Raw genomic sequence first — 20,930 nt, 5'->3', positions numbered from 1 at the left:
CTTCTGCCAGCACTTTTGACCTCGCGGCGCCGACCAATATTGGTCAGGACCAGTGGCTGGCCGCGGAACGCGGTGGCCCCGGACGCGGGGCAGCCGCCCGGTATAGAGTTTTGATCAGAAATACGCCAATAACGCACCCTCCCGGGATCCCCCATCCAAGACCTCGCCTCACACCTGCGCCGACTGCCGCCCTCCTGCGGCCCGGTCCGCCTGATCGGCGTCGACGGCCACGCGGGCTCCGGAAAGACCACCTTCGCCGCGCGGCTGGCCACGGAACTGGGCAGCGCACCCGTACTGCACCTCGACGACATCGCGACGCACGAGGAGCTCTTCGCCTGGGACGGGCGGCTGCTGCGCGAGGTCATCGAGCCGCTGCGGCACGGCGAGACGGCGTGCTATGCCCCGTACGACTGGACCGCCCGGAGCTTCGGACCGGTCCGCGAGCTGCCGCCCGCGCCCGTGATCATCCTGGAGGGTGTCGGCGCAGGCCGCCGCGCGCTGCGCCCGTATCTGGCGCGGCTGGTGTGGATGGAGTTGCCGCACGGCGAGGCGTGGACGCGTGGGCGGCGGCGGGACGGCGAGGCGCAGGGCGAGTTCTGGGACGGATGGGTCTCCGCCGAGCGCCGGCACTTCGCCGAGGACCCCTCGAGGCCGTTCGCCGATCTTCTGGCGCGGCAGTGTTCCGAGGGATATGAGGTGCTTCCCGGGCCCACTGAGACCCCTGGACCCAACCCCGACATCACTCACGGTGACGGACCATCCGCAGTGTGCTGAACTTGTGAAGACCCATGTCTGAGAAGTTCCTTCAGTGCCTCAACTCGGCTTGACCCGGGGGCCGTACAGGTCTTACGTTCTGAATGTGCGGCCGTTCGAGGCCGCCCCGCAGACGCGAAGCCCCCGGTTGTTCCCCCGTGATCGGGGGCTTCGTTCTGCCCCGGACCCTTTTCCGGACGCTCCGAGGCGCGATTCGCTCACCCTCGGTCACCAAGCCGAGTGCGCCCCATCTGCTCCCACCTCGTCGAACGAGGCGTGCGGCACCCTTCGGATGGGCACTCCCTCGCAGGTACGATGCCTCTCGGTGCGATATTCGGACGGCTGCTCTGCGCACCGGCGCAACTCCCGTCCGCGGCACAGCGGTTCGACCAAGGCTGCCGACGGGCACCTGCCCGGCGGAGGACCATCGGGGGCACGGTTTGTGGGGGGACGTGATGGACTTCGGCACGCAGGGCCCGGAGGCCCCGGCCGACCTCGCCTGGCTGCGGGGGGTGGACGCCTACACGATGGGCGCCTACCCGCAGGCGGAGGAGGAATTCCGTACCGCGGTGCGGATGGACCCGGGTATGGCGGACGGCTGGCTCGGACTGCACGCGCTGCGGGTGGACACGACGACCGCGCTGCTCAGGATGTTCCGGCACCGGGAGCGCTTCGGGGAGCAGCGCACCCGCCACCGCCGCACCCTCAACTCCTGGTACTGGCTGGGCTGGTGGGTGCAGCCGGTCCTCGAGAGCCCGCGCGATCTGCTGCTCGCGCACGCCTCGCACTGGCTGGACGGACGCCATGTCCCCGAGCTGGACCGGGCGTTGGCGGGTCTGCCGCCCGTCGACACCGACCCTCAGGTGCGCTTCCTGCACGCCTGCCGCGCGTATCTGGTCAAGGACTGGGAGCAGTTGGTCCGGCACACGGATCCGTTGATCCACGATCCGATGCTGGGCATCGAGGCCGGTCTCTTCGGCGGCATGGCCCGGGTGCGCCTGGAGATGTTCGGGCAGGCCGAGCCGCTCCTCTCCTCCGCCCTGATGCGCTGTCGCAGCGAGCAGCCGCAGCGCAAGGAGCTGCGGTACTGGCTGGCGCGGGCGCACGAGGGCACCGGGCGGTCCGCCGCCGCGCTGCCCCTGTACCGGGCGGTGCACCGGGTCGACCCCGCCTTCATGGACACCTCGGCGCGGCTCGCGGCGATCTCCGAGGGCGACGGATACGACGAGGTCAGCGACCTCGCGGCGATCACGCTCGCCGGAGTCGGCCAGGACATGATGGAGGGGCCCGACGGCATCGACCCGCTGTTCGGCACCGAGGGGCGGGACCTGAAGCTCTCGGAGCCAGGGCTGGTGCCGCCGGGCGCGCTGCCGCCGGAGGCCGACGCGGTGCGCGAGAAGGCCGTGGTGCCGGTGCAGCCGCTGCCGCCGGGGCCGACCGACCCCTCGTTACTCGACGAGGCGCTCGCCGAGCTGGAGCGCATGGTTGGCCTGGAGCCGGTGAAGCGCCAAGTGAAGGCGCTGTCCGCGCAGTTGAACATGGCGAGGCTGCGCGCAGGGCAGGGCCTCCCGGTCCAGCCGCCCAAGCGGCACTTCGTCTTCTCCGGTCCCTCGGGGACCGGCAAGACCACCGTGGCCCGCATTCTCGGCCGGGTCTTCTACGCTCTCGGGCTGCTCGGCGGCGACCACCTGGTGGAGGCCCAGCGGGCGGACCTGGTCGGCGAGTACCTCGGCCAGACGGCCGTGAAGGCGAACGAGCTGATCGACTCGGCCATCGGCGGTGTGCTCTTCGTGGACGAGGCGTACTCGCTGTCCAACTCCGGCTACGGCAAGGGCGACGCGTACGGCGACGAGGCGCTGCAGGTGCTCCTGAAGCGGGCCGAGGACAACCGCGACCACCTGGTCGTCATACTGGCCGGCTACCCGGAGGGCATGGACCGCCTCCTCACCGCCAACCCCGGTCTCTCCTCCCGCTTCACCACCCGCGTCGACTTCCCCTCCTACCGCCCGCTCGAACTCACCTCCATCGGCGAGGTGCTGGCCGCCGAGAACGGCGACGTCTGGGACGAGGAGGCGTTGGACGAGCTGCGCTCGATCGCCGGGCACGTCGTCGACCAGGGGTGGATCGACGAGCTCGGCAACGGTCGCTTTCTGCGGACGCTGTACGAGAAGAGCTGCGCGTATCGGGATCTGCGGCTGTCCGGCTATCCGGGCGTGCTGTCCCGCGACGACTTGTCGACACTGCGGCTGCCGGATCTGATGCAGGCGTACGGGGAGGTCCTCTCGGGGAGAGGACCACAGGATCCTTCGGCCCTGTGAGCGGGGACTGCAGTTTTTCGCCCCCGCCGCCCCTACCCGTCCCATCCTTCTGGGGCTGCGCCCCAGACCCCCCCTGGGTTGTAGGTTTGCTGCGGGGCCGTGGGGGCTTGTCGCGCAGTTCCCCGCGCCCCTTCAGGGGCGCGGGGAACTGCGCGATCTTTTAGGGGGTCTGGGGGCGGAGCCCCAGAAGGATGGGAAGGGTAGGGGCGGCGGGGGCGAAGAAACCCGGTGCTCAGCTCGCCAGTGCCTGTGCCTCCTCCGGGGCCTCGCTCGCTCGTGGTTCCGAGACACGTACCGGCGCTGCCGGAACCTCCCGGTGTGCCGGGTCGCGTACCTCGCCGACCAGGAGTTCCAGTACGTCCTCCAGCGCGACGAGGCCCACGACCTTGCCGGACGCGTCGGCGACCTGGGCGAGGTGCGTCGCGGCGCGGCGCATCACGGTGAGGGCGTCGTCCAGAGGGAGTTCGGCCCGCAGGGTCGTCATGGCGTGCCAGTTCTGCTGGGGTACCGCCCGGTCCGATTCCTCCAGGTCCAGTACGTCCTTCACGTGCAGATAGCCCATGAAGGCGCCGTTCTCGGCGACCACCGGGAAACGGGAGTACCCGGTGCGGGCGGTGAGCGCGACGACCTGGCCGGGGGTGACCGAGGGGCCCACGGTCACCAGGGAGCCGGAGTCGAGGAGGACGTCCGTGACCGGGCGGGAGCCCAGTTCCAGGGCGTCCTCGAGGCGCTCCTGCTCCTCGGGGTCGAGAAGGCCGGCCTGGCCGGAGTCCTCGACGAGGCGGTTGAGCTGCTCACTTGTGAAGACCGCCTCGACCTCGTCCCTGGGCTCCACGCGGAACAGCTTGAGGATCATCCGCGCGCAGGCCCCGAGGCCCACGGTGACCGGCCGGCACAGCCGCGCGAACGCGACCAGGCCCGGGCTGAGCCACAGCGCCGTCTTCTCGGGCGCGGCCATCGCCAGGTTCTTCGGCACCATCTCGCCGATGACCAGGTGGAAGAAGACGACCGAGGCGAGCGCGATGACGTACCCGAGGGGGTGGATCATCCCGTGCGGCATGTGGACCGCCTCGAAGAGCGGCTCAAGGAGCTGCGCGACGGTCGGCTCGGCGACCGCGCCGAGCGTCAACGAGCAGACGGTGATGCCGAACTGGGCCGCGGCCATCATCTGGGGCAGTCGCTCCAGGCCGTACAGCACCTGTCGCGCCCGCGCGGTCCCCAGCGGTTCGATCTGACTGCGCCGCACGGAGACGAGCGCGAACTCGGCGCCGACGAAGAAGCCGTTGGCGAGCACCAGCAGGGCGGCGAAGAGGAGTTGGAGCACGCTCATCGGACGGCCTCCGCGACAGGCGCGGTCCGCACGAGCCGTACGCGTTCGGCGCGGTAGTGCCCGACCTGGCGCACCAGCAGCCGCCAGCCCGGGAGTTCCGCCTTGTCACCGGCGGCCGGGATACGGCCGAGCAGATCGGCGACGAGGCCCGCCACGGTCTCGTACGGGCCCTCGGGCACGTCGAGGCCTATGCGCTTCAGGACGTCGACCCGGCAACTGCCGTCGGCCTCCCACGCGGGCTTCCCGTCCTCGGGCGGCGCCGCCGCGAGTTCGGGCAGATCCTGGCCGTCGTGCTCGTCGCGGACCTCGCCGACGAGCTCCTCGACGATGTCCTCCAGGGTGACGACGCCCGCCGTGCCGCCGTACTCGTCGACGACGACGGCGATCGGCTGATCGCTGCGCAGCTGCTCCAGAAGCGGCCGCACGGGCAGCGTCTCCGGAACGAGCAGCGGCGCCTGGGCGATCCGGCCGACGGGGGTACGCAGCCGGTCGCGTGAGGGCACCGCGAGGGCGTCCTTGAGGTGGACCATGCCGACGATCTCGTCGATCCGCTCCCGGTAGACGGGGAAGCGGGACAGGCCGGTGGCCCGGGTGAGGTTGACGACGTCCTCGGCGGTCGCCGAGGACTGCAGGGCGCTGACCTTCACGCGCGGCGTCATGACGTGCTGCGCGGTCAGATCGGCCAGCGACATGGTGCGTACGAAGAGATCCGCGGTGTCCTGCTCCAGGGCGCCGGCCTGCGCCGAGTGCCGGGCCAGGGAGATGAGTTCGCCGGGGGTGCGGGCGGAGGCCAGCTCCTCGGCGGGCTCGACGCCCAGGGCCCGGACGAGCCGGTTGGCCACCGCGTTGAGCGCGGCGATCACCGGCCGGAACGTGCGGGAGAACATGTGCTGCGGGCCCGCGACGAAGCGGGCGACCTGGAGGGGCTTGGACACGGCCCAGTTCTTGGGCACGAGTTCGCCGATGACCATCTGCACGGCCGCGGCCAGCAGCATGCCGACGACCACGGCGACGCCGGGCACGGCGCCCTCGGGCAGACCGGTCGCGGTGAACGGTCCGTGCAGCAGTTCGGCGAGCGCCGGTTCGGCGAGCATGCCGACGACGAGTGAGGTGATGGTGATGCCGAGCTGGGTGCCGGAGAGCTGGAAGGACAGCTCCTTGAGCGAGTTGACGACTGTCGCAGCCCGTCGGTCGCCCTCGGCGGCCGCCTTCTCGGCGTCGGGCTTCTCGACCGTGACCAGGCCGAACTCCGCCGCGACGAAGAATCCGTTGGCGAGAATGAGCAGGAATGCCGCCCCAAGGAGCAGCAAGGGGATGATCATGCCGCCGCCTCGATATGTCGGAAGGGGGCGGCGCAGGTACTACAGGACGATCCGTCCATCGCTGGAGGGAGTCACTCCTCGGGTAGCTGGGGGCCTCTGAATACCGGGTGGCACATCAGTGGCGGAGGCGCGATGAAAACGCCTCCGCCAACAGATTAATCAAGACATGGGCCCGAGCGGCAGGGTGGAAGGCTGAGAGTCAGGCCTGATGTTCCTCGGGGTGACCCGTGGAGCGGGCTTCGGCGAGGGCTCGAAGGGCGCGGGCGTCCTCGATCGCGCGCTGTTTGGCGATGCCCGGCTGGATGCCGAGCGCGGGCAGGCTGGTGCCGTCACTGAGGTTGAGGAACACCCAGGGGTCGCCCGGGCGCAGGTTGACCTGGAGGATCTCCGCCCAGGCCAGGCGCCTGCTGCTGGCGATGTTGACGACGGTGACGCCACTCTCGTCGGCGACGACCTTGGGCCGGGCCAGCATCAGGAGCACCCCGAAGATCAGGGCCCCCGTGAGGATGAAGCTGAGTCTCTCGCCCGGGCCGAGCTGCTCCAGGAGCATCACGACCGTGGTGAGAACCACAAGGATCGCCACACCGGTACTGACCAGGACGGCCCGGGTTCGGGACGGCCGGAAAGTAACGGGCAGGGCGGGAAGTTCGGACATGGTCTCGAGGTCCCTCAGAGCCGGCAGGCGTGGATGGCCGTGGTCAGGATGGCCCGCGCGCCGAGCTCGTACAGATCGTCCATGATCCGCTGCGCCTCCTTGGACGGGACCATCGCGCGGACGGCGACCCAGCCCTCGTTGTGCAGCGGCGAGATGGTCGGCGACTCCAGGCCGGGGGTGAGCGCGACGGCCTTCTCCAGGTGCTCGGCGCGGCAGTCGTAGTCCATCATCACGTACGTCCGTGCCACCAGGACGCCTTGGAGTCGGCGCAGGAACTGCTGCACCTTGGGCTCGGCGTCCTCGGTGGCGTCGGCTCCGACGCGGCGGATGACGACGGCCTCGGACTTCATGATCGGGTCGCCGAACACCTCGAGCCCCGCGTTGCGCAGCGAGGTGCCGGTCTCGACGACGTCCGCGATGACCTCGGCGACACCCAGCTCGATGGCGGTCTCGACGGCGCCGTCGAGGTGCACGACGGAGGCGTCGACGCCGTGGTCGGCGAGGTGCTTGGCGACGATGCCCTCGTAGGAGGTGGCCACGGTCTTGCCGGCCAGGTCCGCGATACCGGCCGCCGTGCCGGGCTTGCCGGCGAAGCGGAAGGTGGAGCGGGCGAAGCCGAGCGGGAGGATCGGCTCGGCGTTGGCGCCCGAGTCGATCAGCAGGTCGCGGCCGGTGATGCCGATGTCGAGGCGGCCGGAGGAGACGTAGATCGCGATGTCGCGGGGGCGGAGGTAGAAGAACTCGACCTCGTTCTCCGGGTCGACGATCCGCAACTCCTTGGACTCCCGGCGCTGCTGGTAGCCGGCCTCATGCAGCATCTCCGCCGCAGGTCCTGACAGGGAACCCTTGTTGGGGACGGCGATGCGCAGCATGAGGTCGGCTTCCTTTGTTAGTTCGTACGTGCGGGGGTGCGGGGCTACGGCTCAGAGGTGGGCGTACACGTCGTCGAGGGAGATCCCACGCGCGACCATCATCACCTGAACGTGGTAGAGCAGCTGCGAGATCTCCTCGGCGGCGGCTTCCTTGCCCTCGTACTCGGCGGCCATCCATACTTCGGCGGCCTCTTCGACGACCTTCTTGCCGATGGCATGGACGCCCTTGCCGACCAGCTCGGCGGTGCGCGAAGTGGCGGGATCGCCGGTGGCGGCCTTCTGCTGGAGCTCGGTGAAGAGCTCCTCGAACGTCTTATTGGACATGGTGGTCCTCACCCTACGCGCTTACCCACATCCCTCAGCGCCAGGGTTCAGATACTGAGCGGAGGGTGGCCGCGGTCGCCACGGCGGCCGTCACCGCCTCGTGTCCCTTGTCCTCGTTGGAGCCCTCGATGCCCGCGCGGTCGAGGGCCTGCTCCTCGGTGTCGCAGGTCAGCACGCCGAAGCCGATGGGGACACCGGTGTCGATGGAGACCTGGGTGAGGCCCTGGGTGACGCCCTGGCACACGTACTCGAAGTGGGGTGTGCCGCCGCGGATGACGACGCCGAGCGCGACGATGGCGTCGTATCCGCGGCCCGCGAGGACCTTCGCGACGACCGGGAGCTCGAAGCTGCCGGGCACCCGAAGGAGGGTCGGCTCGTCGATTCCCAGCTCGTGCAGGGCGCGCAGCGCGCCGTCGACGAGGCCGTCCATCACCTTTTCGTGCCACTGTGCCGCGATGACCGCGACGCGCAGGTCGCCGCAGTTGCGTACGGACAGTTCAGGTGCACCCTTGCCGCTCACGTCTCTCCTCATTGCTGCTGTGCTGTGCTGTGCTGTGCGAAATTACGGTTGTTACTGGTTGCCGCAGGCCGACACGGTGGTCGTGTCGAGCCAGGGCAGGTCGTGTCCCATCCGGTCCCGCTTGGTGCGCAGGTAGCGGAGGTTGTGCTCGCCCGCCTGTACGGGCATCGGCTCCCGGCTCGTGACCTTGAGGCCGTGCCGGACGAGCGCGTCGGTCTTGTCGGGGTTGTTGGTCATCAGGCGGACGCTCGCCACCCCGAGATCGTCGAGGATCTGCGCGCTCGCGCCGTAGTCCCGGGCATCCGCGGGCAGGCCCAGCTCCAGGTTGGCGTCGAGGGTGTCCCGGCCGCGCTCCTGAAGCTCGTACGCGCGCAGCTTGGACAGCAGACCGATGCCGCGCCCCTCATGACCGCGGAGGTAGACCACGATGCCCCGGCCCTCGGCCTGGATGCGCTCCATGGAGGTCTGGAGCTGGGGGCCGCAGTCGCAGCGCAGCGAGTGGAAGACGTCGCCGGTGAGGCACTCGGAGTGGACGCGGACGAGGACGTCCTCGCCGTCGCCGATCTCGCCGTGGACCAGGGCGACGTGCTCGACTCCGTCGGCGGTGGAGCGGTAGCCGTACGCCGTGAACTCGCCGAAGGAGGTGGGCAGTTGTGTCTTGGCCTCGCGGCGGACCGTGGGCTCGGCGGTGCGGCGGTAGGCGATCAGGTCCTCGATGGAGATGATCGTCAGGCCGTGCTTGCGGGCGAAGGGGATCAGCTCGGGGAGGCGGAGCATGCGGCCGTCCTCCCCCGCGATCTCGACGATCGCGCCGGCCGGGCGGAGGCCGGCGAGGCGGGCCAGGTCGACTGCGGCCTCGGTGTGGCCGTTGCGGACCAGGACGCCGCCGGGCCTGGCCCGCAGCGGGAAGATGTGGCCGGGGCGGACGAAGTCGTCCGCCCGGGCGCTGCCGTCCGCGAGGAGCTGCAGCGTGGTGGCACGGTCGGATGCCGAGATGCCGGTGGTCACACCGTGAGCGGCCGACGCGTCCACGGACACGGTGAACGCGGTCTTCATCGACTCGGTGTTGTCGTCGACCATCTGCGGGAGCCGGAGCCGATCCAGTTCCTCGCCCTCCATGGGGGCGCAGATCAGTCCGCGGCACTCGCTCATCATGAAGGCGACGATCTCGGGGGTCGCCTTCTCGGCGGCGATGACGAGGTCGCCCTCGTTCTCCCGGTCCTCGTCGTCGACGACCACGACCGGGCGGCCCGCGGCGATGTCCGCGATGGCCTTCTCGACCGGATCGAGCGCGAAATCCGAGGCGTCTTGATCGTGGCCCGTGCTGTACCAAACCGGCGCTGTAGTCATGCCGGGGCTCCTTCCAGGACGGGCTGCCCGGCCTTGCGGGAGCGCAGCCACCAGTCGCGCATGCCCCACAGGACGAGCGCGCCGTAGACGACGTAGACGAAACCGGAGAAGGCGAAGCCGTTGGCGAAGTTGAGCGGGACGCCCACCAGGTCGACCAGCAGCCAGGCGAACCAGAACTCGACCATGCCGCGCGCCTGCGCGTACATGGCGACGATGGTGCCGACGAAGATGTAGGCGTCCGGCCAAGGGTCCCAGGAGAGGGTCGGGTATGCCTTGAACAGGAGGCCGACCGCGAGGGTGCCCACTGCGGCCGCGCCGAGCAGCGCGCCGCGTTCGCGCCAGGTGGCGAACCGTACGGCGATGGAGCCGTCCTGCGCCTGCCCCTTGCCGCGGTTCCACTGCCACCAGCCCCACGCGGCGACGACCATGACGACGACCTGCTTGCCGGCGCTGCCGGACAGGTGGGCCGTGGCGAAGGCCGCGAGGAGGATGACACCGGACAGGAACTGGACGGGCCAGGTCCAGATCGAGCGCCGCCAGCCGAGCGCGAGGGCGACCAGCCCGATGGTGTTGCCGATCATGTCCGACCACTTGATGTGCTGGTCGAAGAGCGTGAAGGCCTCGGAGTTGAGCCAGTTCACCGCGCCGCCTCCTTGGTGCCGAGGAGGCGCTCGACGTACTTGGCGATGATGTCGACCTCGAGGTTGACCGGGTCGCCGGGCTGCTTGAGGCCGAGCGTGGTCAGCGCGAGGGTGGTGGGGATGAGGCTGACGGTGAAGTAGTCGGAGCCCGCCTCGACGACGGTCAGGCTGATGCCGTCGACGGTGATGGAGCCCTTCTCGACCACGTACCGGGAGAGGTCCGCCGGGAGGGAGACCTTCACGATCTCCCAGTTCTCGGACGGGGTGCGCGAGATGACCGCGCCCGTGCCGTCGACATGACCCTGCACGATGTGCCCGCCGAGACGTGCGCCCACCGCGGTGGGGCGCTCCAGGTTGACGCGGGAGCCAACGGCCAGGGCGCCGAGGCTGGAGCGGTCGAGGGTTTCCGCCATGACGTCGGCGGTGAACTCGTCGCCCTCGTGCTCGACGACCGTGAGACAGACTCCGTTCACGGCAATGGAGTCGCCGTGCTGCGCACCTTCGGTGACTACAGGGCCACGAAGTCGGAAGCGTGAGGCGTCGCCGAGGTTCTCGACGGCGGTGATCTCACCCAGCTCTTCGACGATTCCGGTGAACACTTCCCGGGTCCTCCTGCCTCATAGGGCACGGACTCCGGGGCCTGTCGATGACGACAGAATGAAACGGACTACGACACCGGGACGATGCCGAATGAGACTCGTCCCGTCAGGACAAGTCGAAACAAACGGCAGCGCGCACGAATGCCCGCCCGCCGCGCACTGCCTCCCATCCGGACTTTAACCGTCGGTCCAGGAATTTCACCTGGTCAACCGGCCGCTGGAAGCGACCGGGTCGCGGACTGTAACCGCCGGTTCGGACTTTCACCGACCCCGGAGTGCGCTGCTTCTGGTACATGGCCAGTGTGCCACGCCTGATCGACGCCCATGCGGGCGAATGTCTGTGGGCTGGCTCACAGGCCGGATGAGTGGACTTCTGCGGGGTCGCACCCCCGGTCAACTCCGGCGTCAGGGCGCCCGCTTGGGCCTCCGCGCCATCATCCGCGACCGATATTGGTCCATACCTATTGACCGCACTGGTCTAGTCCTCCTAGGGTCGCGATCATGGCTCCGCGAGCATCGGCGGGGCTGTCACGAATTGCCGCACCCGCCCCCCGATCGGCCCGGCGGCGGTGACGGAGGCCCTTGCCCCGCCGCCGGGCCTCCAGCCCGACCTCCGCGGGGCCTCCACGGGGTTACCGGACGGGCGGCGCGAACAGTTCGTCCTGTGCGCCGTCGCGCGCCGTGAGCAGCGCGCCGCGCAGCACCGCGCCCCCGCCCAGCACGCTCGCGCGCACCTCCACGGGCAACGGAGACATCCATACGAGCCGCTCCGCGACCAGCGCGGCGAGTACGTCCCCACCGGCCTGCCCGACCTCACCGCCCAGGACCACGCAGCCGGGGTCCAGCACGGCGACGACGGAGGCGGCACCGATGGCGAGGCGGTCGGCGAGGGCATCGAGGAAACGCCCGGCGGGCTCCTCCGCGTGCGCACCGACCGCCTTCCTCACCAGCGCCGCCGCGTAGGGCTCGTGCGGCACCTCCTCCGCCACGAGGTCGTACTGCGCAGCGAGTCCCGCGATCGCCGCCGCCCCGGCGAGCGAGTGGAAGCCGCCCTCGCAGTCCGTCGCCGACGGCAGGGTCGCGGTACCCGGCACCGGCAGGAAGCCGATCTCGCCGGTGCCACCGGAGGCACCGCGGCGCAGGGCGCCGTCGAGGACGACGGCCGCGCCGGTGCCGTGGCCGAGCCACAGCAGCACGAAGGTGTCGCGGTCGCCGGCGGCGCCGTCGCGCTGTTCGGCGAGGGCGGCGAGGTTCGTCTCGTTCTCGACCAGGACGCGGGCGGCGGGAAGGCGTTCCTGGAGAGCGGCGACCAGGCGGCGGTGCCACTCGGGGAGGCCGGAGGAGTCGCGGAGTTCGCCGGTGGAGGGGTCGATGAGGCCGGGGGCGCCGATGCCGACCGTGTGCAGCCGCTCGGCTCCGGCCTCCTTGGCCACGCGCTCCACCAGCGCCACCGCCTGCTCGACGGCCGGCCCGGTGCCCGCGTCGTCCGTGATGGGCACCGAAGCCCGCGCGAGTTCGGTGCCGAGCAGGTCGGAGACGACCACGGAGACGCCCTCGGTGCGGACGTCGAGGGCGGCCAGATGCGCCCGGTCGGCGACGATCCCGTACAACCGCGCGTTCGGACCGCGCCGCTGCGACCCCGACTCCCCCACCACCGCGATCAGCCCGGCGGCGGCGAGGCGCTCGACGAGGTCGGCGACGCTGGGCCGGGACAGTCCGGTGAGCTGCTTCAACTGCCCTGCCGTCAAAGGGCCCTCCTGCTGCATGAGGCGCAGGGCGAGGCGGTCGTTGATGGCCCGGGCGGTGCTCGGAGATGCGGGCATGCCGGGATCCTTCCAGATCAGTGGGGGCACGGAGCCCTCGGTCCGGTTCCCCGGCCGTAAATTCTCTATTTATCAGGCAGGGTGCCTGATAGTTTACGACGGCAGTGCGGGGAGGACGTCCAGGAGGGGCAGCGGCACGATGAGTGAAGTGGTCTACGACATGCGCGAGTTGAAGCGCGCACGGTACGCCGTGGCCGCCGTGTTCGCGGTGCACGGCGCGGTCACCGGGTCCTTCGCGACCCGCGTGCCGTGGATCCAGGACCATGCGGGGCTCAGCACCGGCCAGCTGGGGTTCGCGCTCGCCTTCACGGCGCTCGGCGCGTCCGTCTCGATGCCGCTGGCCGGCCGGATCAGCCACCGCTTCGGTTCCCGCGCTGCCCTGCGCGGCCTGATGGCACTGTGGACGCTTGCCCTGATTCTCCCGTCGCAGGCGCCGAACCTGCTCGGTCTGTGCCTGGCGATGTTCACCTTCGGCGCCACGGCCGGCATGGCCGATGTCGCCATGAACGCGCTGGGCGTCGAAATCGAGCGCGGGCTCGACAAGTCGATCATGTCCAGCCTGCACGGCATGTGGAGCGCGGGCGCCCTGATCGGCTCGGCGGGCGGCACACTCGCCGCCCACCTGGGCTCGGACGCGCGCGTGCACCACGCGCTGGCGGCGGCGACCCTCACCGTCCTCGGAGTGGTGGCCTGCCGCTGGGTGCTCGACCTGCAGCCCACCGAGGACGAGGAGGCACCGCCCCGGTTCGCGCTGCCGCCGCGGTCGGCGCTGCTGATCGGCGCGGTCGGGTTCTGCGCGGTCTTCGCCGAGGGCGCGAGCCTGGACTGGTCGGCGGTCTATCTGCAGGACGAACTGGGCAGCTCGGCCGGTCTGGCGGCGGCGTCGACGACCGGCTTCATGCTGACCATGGCGGTGGCCCGGCTCGTGGGAGACGCGGTGGTGAACCGCTTCGGCGCGGTACGCACCGTACGGGCGGGCGGCGTCCTGGCCGTACTGGGCGGGCTGCTGATCGTCGTCGCGGATCACCCGGCGGTCGCGATGAGCGGGTTCGCGCTCCTCGGCCTCGGCATCGCGGTCGTGGTCCCGCTCTGCTTCGCGGCGGCGGGCCGCAGCGGCCCCAACCCCAGCCAGGCCATCGCGGGCGTCGCCACCATCACGTACACCTCGGGTCTGGTCGCGCCGAGCGTGATCGGCTCGCTGGCGCAGGCGACGAGCCTGATGGTGTCGTTCGGTCTGGTGACGGTACTGGCCGCCGGGCTCGCCGCCTTCGCGGGTGTGCTGCGCGCCGGCGACCGGGACCGGCCGAAGGTGGTCAGCCCGCCGAGCGCAGCAGTTCCCGACCCACGGCCCTGAACGGGTCGCTCCAGGGCGCCGGGCGCAGCGTCCCGGCGTCCAGCCGGACAAGCACCCGCGTGCCGTGCGCGTACGTCAGCGCGCCATCGTCCGAGCAGAAGCGGAAGCCGTACGTCAGTCCGGTCGTCCCGAGCCGCTCCAGCCAGAGGTGGACAGCGTACGCGCCGGGACGGTTCACCGGGGCCTCGTAGCTGATCCGCAGCTCCTTGACCGCGTTGCAGAAGTCGCCCGCGGCCTCCCAGTCGCCCTCGTAGCCGCCGAAGCCCCGCTCGTTCCACAGCGCCGTCCAGGCGCGCTCGACCAGCACCGGGTAGCGGGCGTTGTGGAGCAGTCCGAGCGCGTCGAGGTCGTCGAAGTGGACGGTGACGGGTATGAGCCGCCCGTACGCAATGGCAGGGGCGATCGGGGCTTCGGCGGTCACGGGCGGGGCTCCTGAGGCGTACGGGACGGGAACGCATGGCTGAAAACAACATCCCCATCCTAAGCAAACGCTCAGAAGCCCCCGGAGCTGAGTGACCAGTTCCCCGGAGCCGAGTACTCAGCCCGCTATCGAGTCCAACTGCTCCGCGGCCGGCCGCAGCGCCCACAGGTCGCCGCCGGGGGGCGTTTCCAGCTTCGGAACAGCGGCCCGCGCCGCCTTGTCACCGGCGTCGGCCGCCGCGTGCACGACATCGCTGGCCGCGAGCCGGTAGAACTCCAGCTCCGGATACGGCCACGACTGGGCCCCGGTCGCGGCGGGCAGCAGATAGTCGACCGCCTTGAACAGGCTCTGGCCTTCCGGACCTTCGTAGGACCACAGATTCACACCGACGTGCCGTCCGATGGCCGCGAGCCGGGTGTAGGCGACCAGGTCGAAGGTCGAGTAGTGCCAGCTGCGGGTGCGCGCCAGCTCCTGGGGCTGACTGCCGTCGGCGGCGATCTGCGGGTCGATCCGCTTGGCGCGCGCGTCGAGGACGGTCCGCCGTGCGAGATCCCTGTCACCGGTCGCGTACGCCAGGCCGGCGAGCAGCATGTCGTAGAAGGTGCCGTGGTTGTTCTTGGCGGCGCCCTCCTCCTTGCCGAAGGCGCCGTCGGCCAGCCAGTCGCGGAAGTCGGTGTTCCAGGCGAGCATTTCGGAGCGGTCGGTCCTCGACCAGCCGGGGGCGCCCGTGTTCAGAATCGCTATGGCGTCCAGGACGCTCGTATAGGACTGCGAGAAGTCGATGATGCCGATGGCCCGGCCGTCGTACTTGCAGGGGATGAACTGCCCGTGGTTCAGGTTGGGGTTCATCCGGGTGCCGGGGTCGAGGAACCAGGTGCGCAGGACGGACGCGGCCTTCTCGGCGTACTTCTTCTTGCCCGTGTAGTACCAGGCGAGCGAGAGGTCGTACGTGGAGTCGAAGACCTTCTCGACGTCCTGGCGGTCGGTGCCGGTGTCGACCTCGGGATTGCGCTGGCCGTCGCGCTGGACATAGGGGCAACCCCAGGGATTGTCGGCGGTCTTGGGCTGGGAGGGCCACCAGTAGGGGGCCTGGCTGAGGTAGTCGTGGACGTCGCCACTGGGGGCGGGTCTCGGCTTGTCGACGACCGTCCAGGGGCCCTGGTCCAGCCACTTGTCGGCGCGGGCCGTCAAGTACCCGAGCGTGCGCTTGAGTTGCGGATCGCCGCGGTCGAGACGGACCTTGGTCTGCTGCAGCCGGGCGCCGTCGAGGACCGCGGTCTTCGGGACCTTCGGCGCGGCATGAGCCGCGGCGGAGGGGACGACGACGGCCGCCAGGGTGACCACGGCCGCGAGCACCACGCCCAGTCGAGGTCTTGCACTCATCAGACACTCCGATCATACATATGAACGTAGTTCACGAGTAGGACCGTGCGAGCGTAGGGCCGCTGGTTACCCCTGACAATGGTCCGGACCGATTCACGTACAGAGAAAGCGATCCCTCACCATGGACCTCGGCGTGCGTTGGAAACTGCACGGCGACGGGCGAACGCCCGCCCCCGGAGCGGTCGTCCGCCCCGATGAACGCCTCTCCTGGCCGCGCACCTTCGGGCTCGGCGCCCAGCATGTGGTGGCCATGTTCGGGGCGTCCTTCGTCGCACCCGTCCTGATGGGCCTGGACCCGAACCTCGCGATCATGATGTCCGGCGTCGCGACGGTCATCTTCCTGCTGGCCACCCGCGGCCGCGTGCCCAGTTACCTCGGCTGCTCGCTCTCCTTCGTCGGCGTCGCCGCGGTGATCCGCGCGCAGGGCGGCACCAGCGCGACGGTGACGGGCGCGGTCTTCGTCGTGGGCGTGGCGCTGTTCCTGGTGGGTCTCGCGGTGCAGCGGTTCGGGGCGCGCATCATCCACGCCGCGATGCCCCCGATCGTGACCGGCGCGGTCGTCATGCTGATCGGCTTCAACCTGGCGCCGGTGACCGCGTCCACGTACTGGCCGCAGGACCAGTGGACGGCGCTGCTCGTGATGGCGTTCACCGGTCTGGCCGTCGTCTGCCTGCGTGGTTTCTGGTCACGGATCGCGATCTTCCTGGGCCTGATCTTCGGGTACGGGATCTCCTGGGCCTTCGACCGGATCTTCGGCCGGATCCACTCGGTGGACGCGAGCGGCAAGCTCACCGACCACTGGCGCCTGGACCTCTCGGGCGTGGGCAAGGCGGACTGGATCGGCCTGCCCTCCTTCCACGGCCCGTCCTTCCAGTGGTCGGCGATCCTCGTCGCGCTGCCCGTCGTCATCGCCCTTGTCGCCGAGAACGCGGGCCATGTGAAGGCCGTCGGCGAGATGACCGGCGACCCGCTGGACGACAAGCTGGGCACCGCGATCTCCGCGGACGGCGTCGCATCGATGCTCTCCACGGCGGTCGGCGGCCCGCCCAACACCACGTACTCCGAGAACATCGGCGTGATGGCCGCGACCCGCGTCTACTCGACGGCCGCCTACTGGGCAGCCGCGGGCTTCGCCCTCCTCTTCGGCCTCTGCCCCAAGTTCGGCGCGATCGTCGCGGCGATCCCGGGCGGTGTCCTCGGCGGCATCACCGTCATCCTGTACGGCATGATCGGCCTGCTCGGTGCCCAGATCTGGCTCAACGCCCGGGTGGACCTGCGCAATCCGCTGAACCTGGTGCCGGCCGCCGCGGGCATCATCATCGGCGTCGGCAACGTGACCATGACGTTCACGGACACCTTCTCGCTGAGCGGGATCGCGCTCGGCACGGTCGTCGTGATCACCGGGTACCACGCGCTGCGGGCGATGGCTCCGGCCCACCTCAAGACGCAGGAGCCGCTGCTCGACGAGGGCACCTCGTCCTACGACAAGGACTCGGACAAGGATTCCAGCCAGGGCTCCGGCCAGGGTTCTCAGGTCGCCAAGTCGTAGGCGTACGAGGGCGAGAAGGTCCCCGGCGTGCCCTTGCAGCCGTCCGACTCGCCCGGCAACTTCACCCACAGGTAGGCGTCGATCCGGGCCTCTCCGGTGTTCAGGGTCGGCGCCTGTCCGATCCTCCGGCCCGACGGATCGCACCATTCTCCGTCGGCCGGGGCGCCGTTGCCGTTCCGGCTGGTGTCGATGACGGCGCCCAGACTCGCCGGGCCGCCGAGAGCGGACAACACCTCCCGGGCGTACGCGATCTCCGCGCTCGTACGGTGGAAATTGGAGACGTTGGTGAAGATGCCGTCGGAGGAGGCGGCCGAGGCGGCGCCCGCCTTTTTGAGGAGCGCGGCCTGGGTGGCGGCCGGGTTCCAGTCGGAGTGGCCGGCGTCGTAGTAGACGCGGGCCCGGGGGTTCGCGGCCTTGAGGACGCGGCCGGCGCGGGCCAAGGAGGCGGAGCGGTCGGCGCGTTGGCCGGCGGAGAGGCAGCTCGCCTGGGCGAGTGAGTCGGGCTCCAGGATGACGATGACCTCGCTGGAGCCGAGCCCCGCAGCGAACTTGTCGATCCAGCCGTCGTACGCGTCGAGGTCGGGGGCCCCGCCCTCCGACGCGCCGCCGCAGTCGCGCCCCGGGATCGCGTACGCCACGACGACCGGGACCCGGCCCTGCGCGGCGCCGCCCGAGGTGACCGCCCTGACCCGCGCGGTGATGGTGGACGGCGTGAAGTCGGCGAACCAGACCGCGGCCGGGCGGTCGGCTATCCGGGACTCGATGACCGAGCGCCGGGAGTCGCCGGGATGGTCCGCGACCCAGTCGAGGACCTGGGACTCAGGGTGGCGGTAGAGCCCGGCGGAGGCGGCCAGGGTCTCCGTCCTCTTCTTGGTTGCGGACGGCTTCGGGCTCGGTTTCGGTTTCGCCGAGGCGGCGGACTTCGACGGGGCCGGTGAGGCCGAGGTTGGGGTGGGTGACGGAGTCGGTACGGCGGGCAGCGGCAGGAGACTGGGAGCGCGGGTCACCAGGGGTTTGGCGTCGTCGGAGGGGCGCCCGTCGCCGAGCGCGGACATCATCCCTGTGACGCTGCCGACCGCGACCACGACCGAGGCCGCCGCCACCATGGCACCGCGCCGGGCGGCACGCCTGCGCTCGGCCCTTCGTACGGCCGCGCGCTGGGCACGTAAGCCTGACACGTACTGCTCCCCCCACTCCCGCCACGGACGTGTTCCCCCGTTCTGGGGAAGCGTCCGGCCCGGCGGCACTGCGGTCAGCCTAGGACTGGGACGCTGCCTCCATGGCGCTGTTGGAACACTTCACCACTCCCGTAGACGCGGTCGTCTCCCGTATGCGCACCCTGGACGCGACCCTCCCGGAGCGGGACGGGGTCGCGGTGTTCAACCGCGTCTACCTCGCCGTCACCGAGGAGCTCGACCGGCGTCTGGACGCCGGGGAGTTCCCGGATCCGGAGGCCGCGATCACGCTGGACGTCCGGTTCGCGGAGCGCTACCTGAGGGTGGCCGAGGAGGGGCGGGCGCCCGCGTGCTGGCGGCCGTTGCTGCAGTTCCGCCGGCATCCCGGGGTACGCCCGCTGCAGTTCGCGCTCGCGGGCATCAATGCGCACGTCGGGCACGATCTGGCGCTCGCGGTCGTGGACGCCTGTCGTACGCTCGGCTGCGAACCGGCCGAGCTGGAGGACGAGTTCGACCGCGTGGGCGATCTCCTCGTCTCGCTGGAGGAGCGCATCCGCGAAGAACTGATGCCGGGGCCCGATCTCCTTCAGATCGCCGATCCGCTGACCCACCTGCTCGGCTCGTGGAGCCTGGACCGGGCGCGCGACGCCACCTGGTCGGCCGCCCGGGCCCTGTGGGCGCTGCGCGGACTCCCCGAGCTCGCCGAGGAGTTCGGCGACCGCCTCGACGCCGCGGTGGGCTTCGCCGGGCGGATGCTGCTCACACCGATGCCGGACTGATCGCCCGGCGCCGGGCGCCCGACCTCTGGCATCAGTCCTCCGGCATCAGTCCTCCGGAAGCTCCACCGGCGCGATCTCGTCGTAGACGTCGCCAGGACCGGGGTTGGTCGGGTCGGTCCCGCCGCCCAGCTGGTGCATGACGCCCCAAACGGCGTTCAGGGCGGTCTGCACGGCACCCTCGGCCCAGCCGGCGGTCCAGGAGATGTCGTCACCGGCGAGGAAGATGCTCCGCTTGTCCTCGGGCAGCGAGTCCTGCATGAAGTGCGTGAACAGGCGCCGCTGGTAGCGGTAGTGGCCGGGCAGGTTCGCCTTGAACGCGCCCATGAAGTAGGGCTCGTTCTCCCAGGACACGGTCACCGGGTTGCCGATGACGTGCTTCCTGATGTCGACCTTCGGGTAGATCTCGCCGAGCGACTTCAGCATGACCTCCATCCGCTCGTTCGCGGACAGCGGCAGCCACTTCAGGCTGTCGTCGCACCAGGTGTACGAGAGGCAGATGACCGCGGGCTTGTCCGGACCGTCGTCCAGGAGGTAAGTCCCGCGCGTCATACGGTCGGTGAGGGTCATCGACATCACGTCGCGCCCGGTCTCCTCGTCCTTGTCCAGCCAGAACGGCCGGTCGACCGGCACGAAGAGCTTGCTCGACTCCATGTAGTGCGTGCGCTCCATCGCCGTCCAGTGGTCGATCGGGAAGAGCGAGTCGTCGCAGGCGATCTTCGAGAGCAGCAGCCAGGACTGGGCGGTGAAGATCGCCGCCCGGTAGGTGCGGATGTCGCCGTTCGCGTCCGTCACGGTGATCCGGTTGCCGGACGTGCGGTTCAGCCGGGTCACGGCCGGACGCGGGGCGCCGTCGTGCAGCGTGGCCAGCGACGTGCCGTACGCCCAGTGCACGATCTTCTCCGGCTCGCGCTCCCACAGCCGCAGCGGCAGCTGCTGGGAGCCGCCGACGATGCCGCGGTGGTGGTCGTCGGCCTCGGTGTAGACGACGCGCAGGATTTCGAGGATCGAGTTCGGGAAGTCGGTGTCCCAGCCGCCCGTGCCGAAGCCGACCTGGCCGAAGATCTCGCGGTGCCGGAAGGACTTGAAGGCGTCCGAGTCGCAGAGGAAGCCGTAGAAGGTCTGGTTGTCGAGCTTCTCGACCAGCTGGGACCAGATCTCGCGGATGCGCGGGACATCGCGCTCGCGCATGGCCTGGTTCATGTCGGAGAAGTCGGCGCCCTCTTCGAGGCAGGCGTTCCAGGCGGTCGCGACATCGCGGTAGACCTGCGGCAGGTCGTCCACCGTCTCGGCGTAGTGCGACTCGCCCTTGAGGTCGACGACCGTCGAAGGCGTGCACTCCGCGAGGGGGTTGGGGAACGGCCGGGTCTCCAGGCCCACCAGGTCGATGTAGTGCTGCAGGGCCGTGGAGGAGGGCGGGAAGCGCATGGCGCCCATCTCGGCGGTGAGCGAGGGGTCGCAGCCGTCGAAGCCAACCGTGCGCAGCCGTCCGCCGATCTGGTCGGCCTCGTAGACGACGGGCTTGAGCCCCATCTTCATCAGCTCATAGGCCGCCACGATGCCGGAGAGGCCGCCGCCGATGACCGCGACCTCGGTGCCGTGCTCGGTCGCGGGTATCTGGCCGAGGCCCGCGGGGTGCGCGAGGAAGTCGTCGTACGCGTACGGGAAGTCCGGGCCGAACATGGTGATCGGCGGCTGCTGCACGTCGGCGTGCTGGACGGCGGTGGGCACGGTGGACGTCATGGGGTACGGACTCCTTGCAGAA

General features: G+C 70.3%; 19 protein-coding genes and 1 riboswitch. Of the genes, 5 read left to right on the top strand and 14 right to left on the bottom strand.

Translation table 11 applies throughout. The features are described from left to right. The first annotated feature begins 153 nt into the window (after nucleotides 1-153). Together OG266_RS37525 and OG266_RS37520 are read left to right on the top strand one after the other, a co-directional pair. The gene (locus OG266_RS37525; RefSeq protein WP_371553097.1) at nucleotides 154-774 is read left to right on the top strand and encodes a uridine kinase; all 621 of its coding nucleotides are present in this window, start codon (nucleotides 154-156) and stop codon (nucleotides 772-774) included. A gap of 434 nt (nucleotides 775-1,208) precedes the next feature. Next, entirely contained in the window at nucleotides 1,209-3,071 is a 1,863-nt protein-coding gene (locus tag OG266_RS37520; protein ID WP_266467758.1) for an AAA family ATPase, read from the top strand. A gap of 232 nt (nucleotides 3,072-3,303) precedes the next feature. Here OG266_RS37520 and OG266_RS37515 read toward each other — a convergent pair whose 3' ends face one another. The 10 genes from OG266_RS37515 to OG266_RS37470 form a co-directional block, all read right to left on the bottom strand. Continuing rightward, nucleotides 3,304-4,401 carry a hemolysin family protein gene (locus OG266_RS37515; protein ID WP_266467755.1) on the bottom strand — a complete coding sequence of 366 codons (1,098 nt, stop codon included), beginning with the start codon at nucleotides 4,399-4,401 and terminating at the stop codon, nucleotides 3,304-3,306. Next, nucleotides 4,398-5,723: a hemolysin family protein gene (locus tag OG266_RS37510; RefSeq protein ID WP_371551159.1), complete on the bottom strand. Its 1,326-nt coding sequence runs from the start codon at nucleotides 5,721-5,723 to the stop codon at nucleotides 4,398-4,400. Before OG266_RS37510 ends, OG266_RS37515 begins: the two co-directional genes overlap by 4 nt. A 199-nt stretch (nucleotides 5,724-5,922) precedes the next feature. Further along, entirely contained in the window at nucleotides 5,923-6,378 is a 456-nt protein-coding gene (locus tag OG266_RS37505) for a PH domain-containing protein (protein ID WP_371551158.1), read from the bottom strand. A 14-nt stretch (nucleotides 6,379-6,392) separates the two neighbouring features. Further along, nucleotides 6,393-7,250, bottom strand: coding sequence for an ATP phosphoribosyltransferase (gene hisG, locus OG266_RS37500; protein ID WP_266824669.1), 858 nt, complete (start codon nucleotides 7,248-7,250; stop codon nucleotides 6,393-6,395). A 51-nt stretch (nucleotides 7,251-7,301) separates the two neighbouring features. Next, entirely contained in the window at nucleotides 7,302-7,574 is a 273-nt protein-coding gene (locus OG266_RS37495; protein ID WP_018534786.1) for a phosphoribosyl-ATP diphosphatase, read from the bottom strand. A gap of 34 nt (nucleotides 7,575-7,608) precedes the next feature. Further along, complete coding sequence (gene ribH, locus OG266_RS37490) at nucleotides 7,609-8,094, bottom strand: 6,7-dimethyl-8-ribityllumazine synthase (protein WP_266467742.1); 486 nt, start codon at nucleotides 8,092-8,094, stop codon at nucleotides 7,609-7,611. A 51-nt stretch (nucleotides 8,095-8,145) separates the two neighbouring features. Continuing rightward, nucleotides 8,146-9,444, bottom strand: a complete 1,299-nt coding sequence (locus tag OG266_RS37485) for a bifunctional 3,4-dihydroxy-2-butanone-4-phosphate synthase/GTP cyclohydrolase II (protein ID WP_266467735.1) — start codon at nucleotides 9,442-9,444, stop codon at nucleotides 8,146-8,148. Further along, complete coding sequence (locus tag OG266_RS37480; RefSeq protein ID WP_266467732.1) at nucleotides 9,441-10,085, bottom strand: nicotinamide mononucleotide transporter family protein; 645 nt, start codon at nucleotides 10,083-10,085, stop codon at nucleotides 9,441-9,443. Before OG266_RS37480 ends, OG266_RS37485 begins: the two co-directional genes overlap by 4 nt. Beyond that, on the bottom strand, nucleotides 10,082-10,684 hold the full coding sequence (locus OG266_RS37475) for a riboflavin synthase (protein WP_371551155.1): 603 nt from the start codon (nucleotides 10,682-10,684) through the stop codon (nucleotides 10,082-10,084). The genes OG266_RS37480 and OG266_RS37475 overlap by 4 nt, the downstream gene beginning before the upstream one ends. A gap of 152 nt (nucleotides 10,685-10,836) precedes the next feature. Next, nucleotides 10,837-10,967: riboswitch (FMN riboswitch) on the bottom strand. A 349-nt stretch (nucleotides 10,968-11,316) separates the two neighbouring features. Next, a complete protein-coding gene (locus tag OG266_RS37470) occupies nucleotides 11,317-12,507 on the bottom strand; it encodes an ROK family transcriptional regulator (protein WP_371551153.1) in 1,191 nt (396 codons plus the stop codon). A 139-nt stretch (nucleotides 12,508-12,646) separates the two neighbouring features. Here OG266_RS37470 and OG266_RS37465 point away from each other — a divergent pair, with 139 nt between their 5' ends. Then, nucleotides 12,647-13,861 carry an MFS transporter gene (locus OG266_RS37465; protein ID WP_266467723.1) on the top strand — a complete coding sequence of 405 codons (1,215 nt, stop codon included), beginning with the start codon at nucleotides 12,647-12,649 and terminating at the stop codon, nucleotides 13,859-13,861. On the opposite strand, the gene OG266_RS37460 is transcribed toward OG266_RS37465, so the two are convergent. Both OG266_RS37460 and OG266_RS37455 read right to left on the bottom strand, forming a co-directional pair. Next, entirely contained in the window at nucleotides 13,821-14,282 is a 462-nt protein-coding gene (locus tag OG266_RS37460; protein WP_266467720.1) for a thioesterase family protein, read from the bottom strand. The two genes, OG266_RS37465 and OG266_RS37460, sit on opposite strands and share 41 nt — an antisense overlap. A gap of 117 nt (nucleotides 14,283-14,399) precedes the next feature. After that, complete coding sequence (locus tag OG266_RS37455; RefSeq protein WP_371551150.1) at nucleotides 14,400-15,665, bottom strand: alginate lyase family protein; 1,266 nt, start codon at nucleotides 15,663-15,665, stop codon at nucleotides 14,400-14,402. A gap of 121 nt (nucleotides 15,666-15,786) precedes the next feature. Between OG266_RS37455 and OG266_RS37450 the strand changes: the two genes are divergently transcribed. Further along, on the top strand, nucleotides 15,787-17,214 hold the full coding sequence (locus tag OG266_RS37450) for a uracil-xanthine permease family protein (RefSeq protein WP_371551148.1): 1,428 nt from the start codon (nucleotides 15,787-15,789) through the stop codon (nucleotides 17,212-17,214). Here OG266_RS37450 and OG266_RS37445 read toward each other — a convergent pair. Then, nucleotides 17,196-18,320 (bottom strand): glycoside hydrolase family 6 protein, encoded by a 1,125-nt coding sequence (locus OG266_RS37445; protein ID WP_371553095.1) that lies wholly within the window; start codon nucleotides 18,318-18,320, stop codon nucleotides 17,196-17,198. The genes OG266_RS37450 and OG266_RS37445 overlap by 19 nt on opposite strands. Before the next feature lie 173 nt (nucleotides 18,321-18,493). On the opposite strand from OG266_RS37445, the gene OG266_RS37440 reads away from it, so the two are divergent. Next, complete coding sequence (locus OG266_RS37440; RefSeq protein ID WP_266467713.1) at nucleotides 18,494-19,168, top strand: DUF5995 family protein; 675 nt, start codon at nucleotides 18,494-18,496, stop codon at nucleotides 19,166-19,168. A gap of 45 nt (nucleotides 19,169-19,213) precedes the next feature. On the opposite strand, the gene OG266_RS37435 is transcribed toward OG266_RS37440, so the two are convergent. Continuing rightward, nucleotides 19,214-20,908, bottom strand: a complete 1,695-nt coding sequence (locus tag OG266_RS37435) for a flavin monoamine oxidase family protein (RefSeq protein ID WP_371551146.1) — start codon at nucleotides 20,906-20,908, stop codon at nucleotides 19,214-19,216. Nucleotides 20,909-20,930: the final 22 nt, after the last annotated feature.

It is taken from the genome of Streptomyces sp. NBC_00554, assembly GCF_041431135.1.
Classification (GTDB): domain Bacteria; phylum Actinomycetota; class Actinomycetes; order Streptomycetales; family Streptomycetaceae; genus Streptomyces.
This window is presented reverse-complemented; position numbering and strand designations above follow the sequence as displayed.

What these genes read in the sequence shown, in the direction of transcription:
- OG266_RS37510 (WP_371551159.1), bottom strand. Translation starts at nt 5,723, where the DNA reads ATGATCATCCCCTTGCTGCTCCTTGGGGCGGCATTCCTGCTCATTCTC.
- OG266_RS37495 (WP_018534786.1), bottom strand. Translation starts at nt 7,574, where the DNA reads ATGTCCAATAAGACGTTCGAGGAGCTCTTCACCGAGCTCCAGCAGAAG.
- OG266_RS37435 (WP_371551146.1), bottom strand. Translation starts at nt 20,908, where the DNA reads ATGACGTCCACCGTGCCCACCGCCGTCCAGCACGCCGACGTGCAGCAG.
- OG266_RS37515 (WP_266467755.1), bottom strand. Translation starts at nt 4,401, where the DNA reads ATGAGCGTGCTCCAACTCCTCTTCGCCGCCCTGCTGGTGCTCGCCAAC.
- OG266_RS37485 (WP_266467735.1), bottom strand. Translation starts at nt 9,444, where the DNA reads ATGACTACAGCGCCGGTTTGGTACAGCACGGGCCACGATCAAGACGCC.
- OG266_RS37450 (WP_371551148.1), top strand. Translation starts at nt 15,787, where the DNA reads ATGGACCTCGGCGTGCGTTGGAAACTGCACGGCGACGGGCGAACGCCC.
- OG266_RS37440 (WP_266467713.1), top strand. Translation starts at nt 18,494, where the DNA reads ATGGCGCTGTTGGAACACTTCACCACTCCCGTAGACGCGGTCGTCTCC.
- OG266_RS37505 (WP_371551158.1), bottom strand. Translation starts at nt 6,378, where the DNA reads ATGTCCGAACTTCCCGCCCTGCCCGTTACTTTCCGGCCGTCCCGAACC.
- OG266_RS37445 (WP_371553095.1), bottom strand. Translation starts at nt 18,320, where the DNA reads ATGGTGGCGGCGGCCTCGGTCGTGGTCGCGGTCGGCAGCGTCACAGGG.
- OG266_RS37455 (WP_371551150.1), bottom strand. Translation starts at nt 15,665, where the DNA reads ATGAGTGCAAGACCTCGACTGGGCGTGGTGCTCGCGGCCGTGGTCACC.
- OG266_RS37465 (WP_266467723.1), top strand. Translation starts at nt 12,647, where the DNA reads ATGAGTGAAGTGGTCTACGACATGCGCGAGTTGAAGCGCGCACGGTAC.
- OG266_RS37470 (WP_371551153.1), bottom strand. Translation starts at nt 12,507, where the DNA reads ATGCCCGCATCTCCGAGCACCGCCCGGGCCATCAACGACCGCCTCGCC.
- hisG (WP_266824669.1), bottom strand. Translation starts at nt 7,250, where the DNA reads ATGCTGCGCATCGCCGTCCCCAACAAGGGTTCCCTGTCAGGACCTGCG.
- OG266_RS37520 (WP_266467758.1), top strand. Translation starts at nt 1,209, where the DNA reads ATGGACTTCGGCACGCAGGGCCCGGAGGCCCCGGCCGACCTCGCCTGG.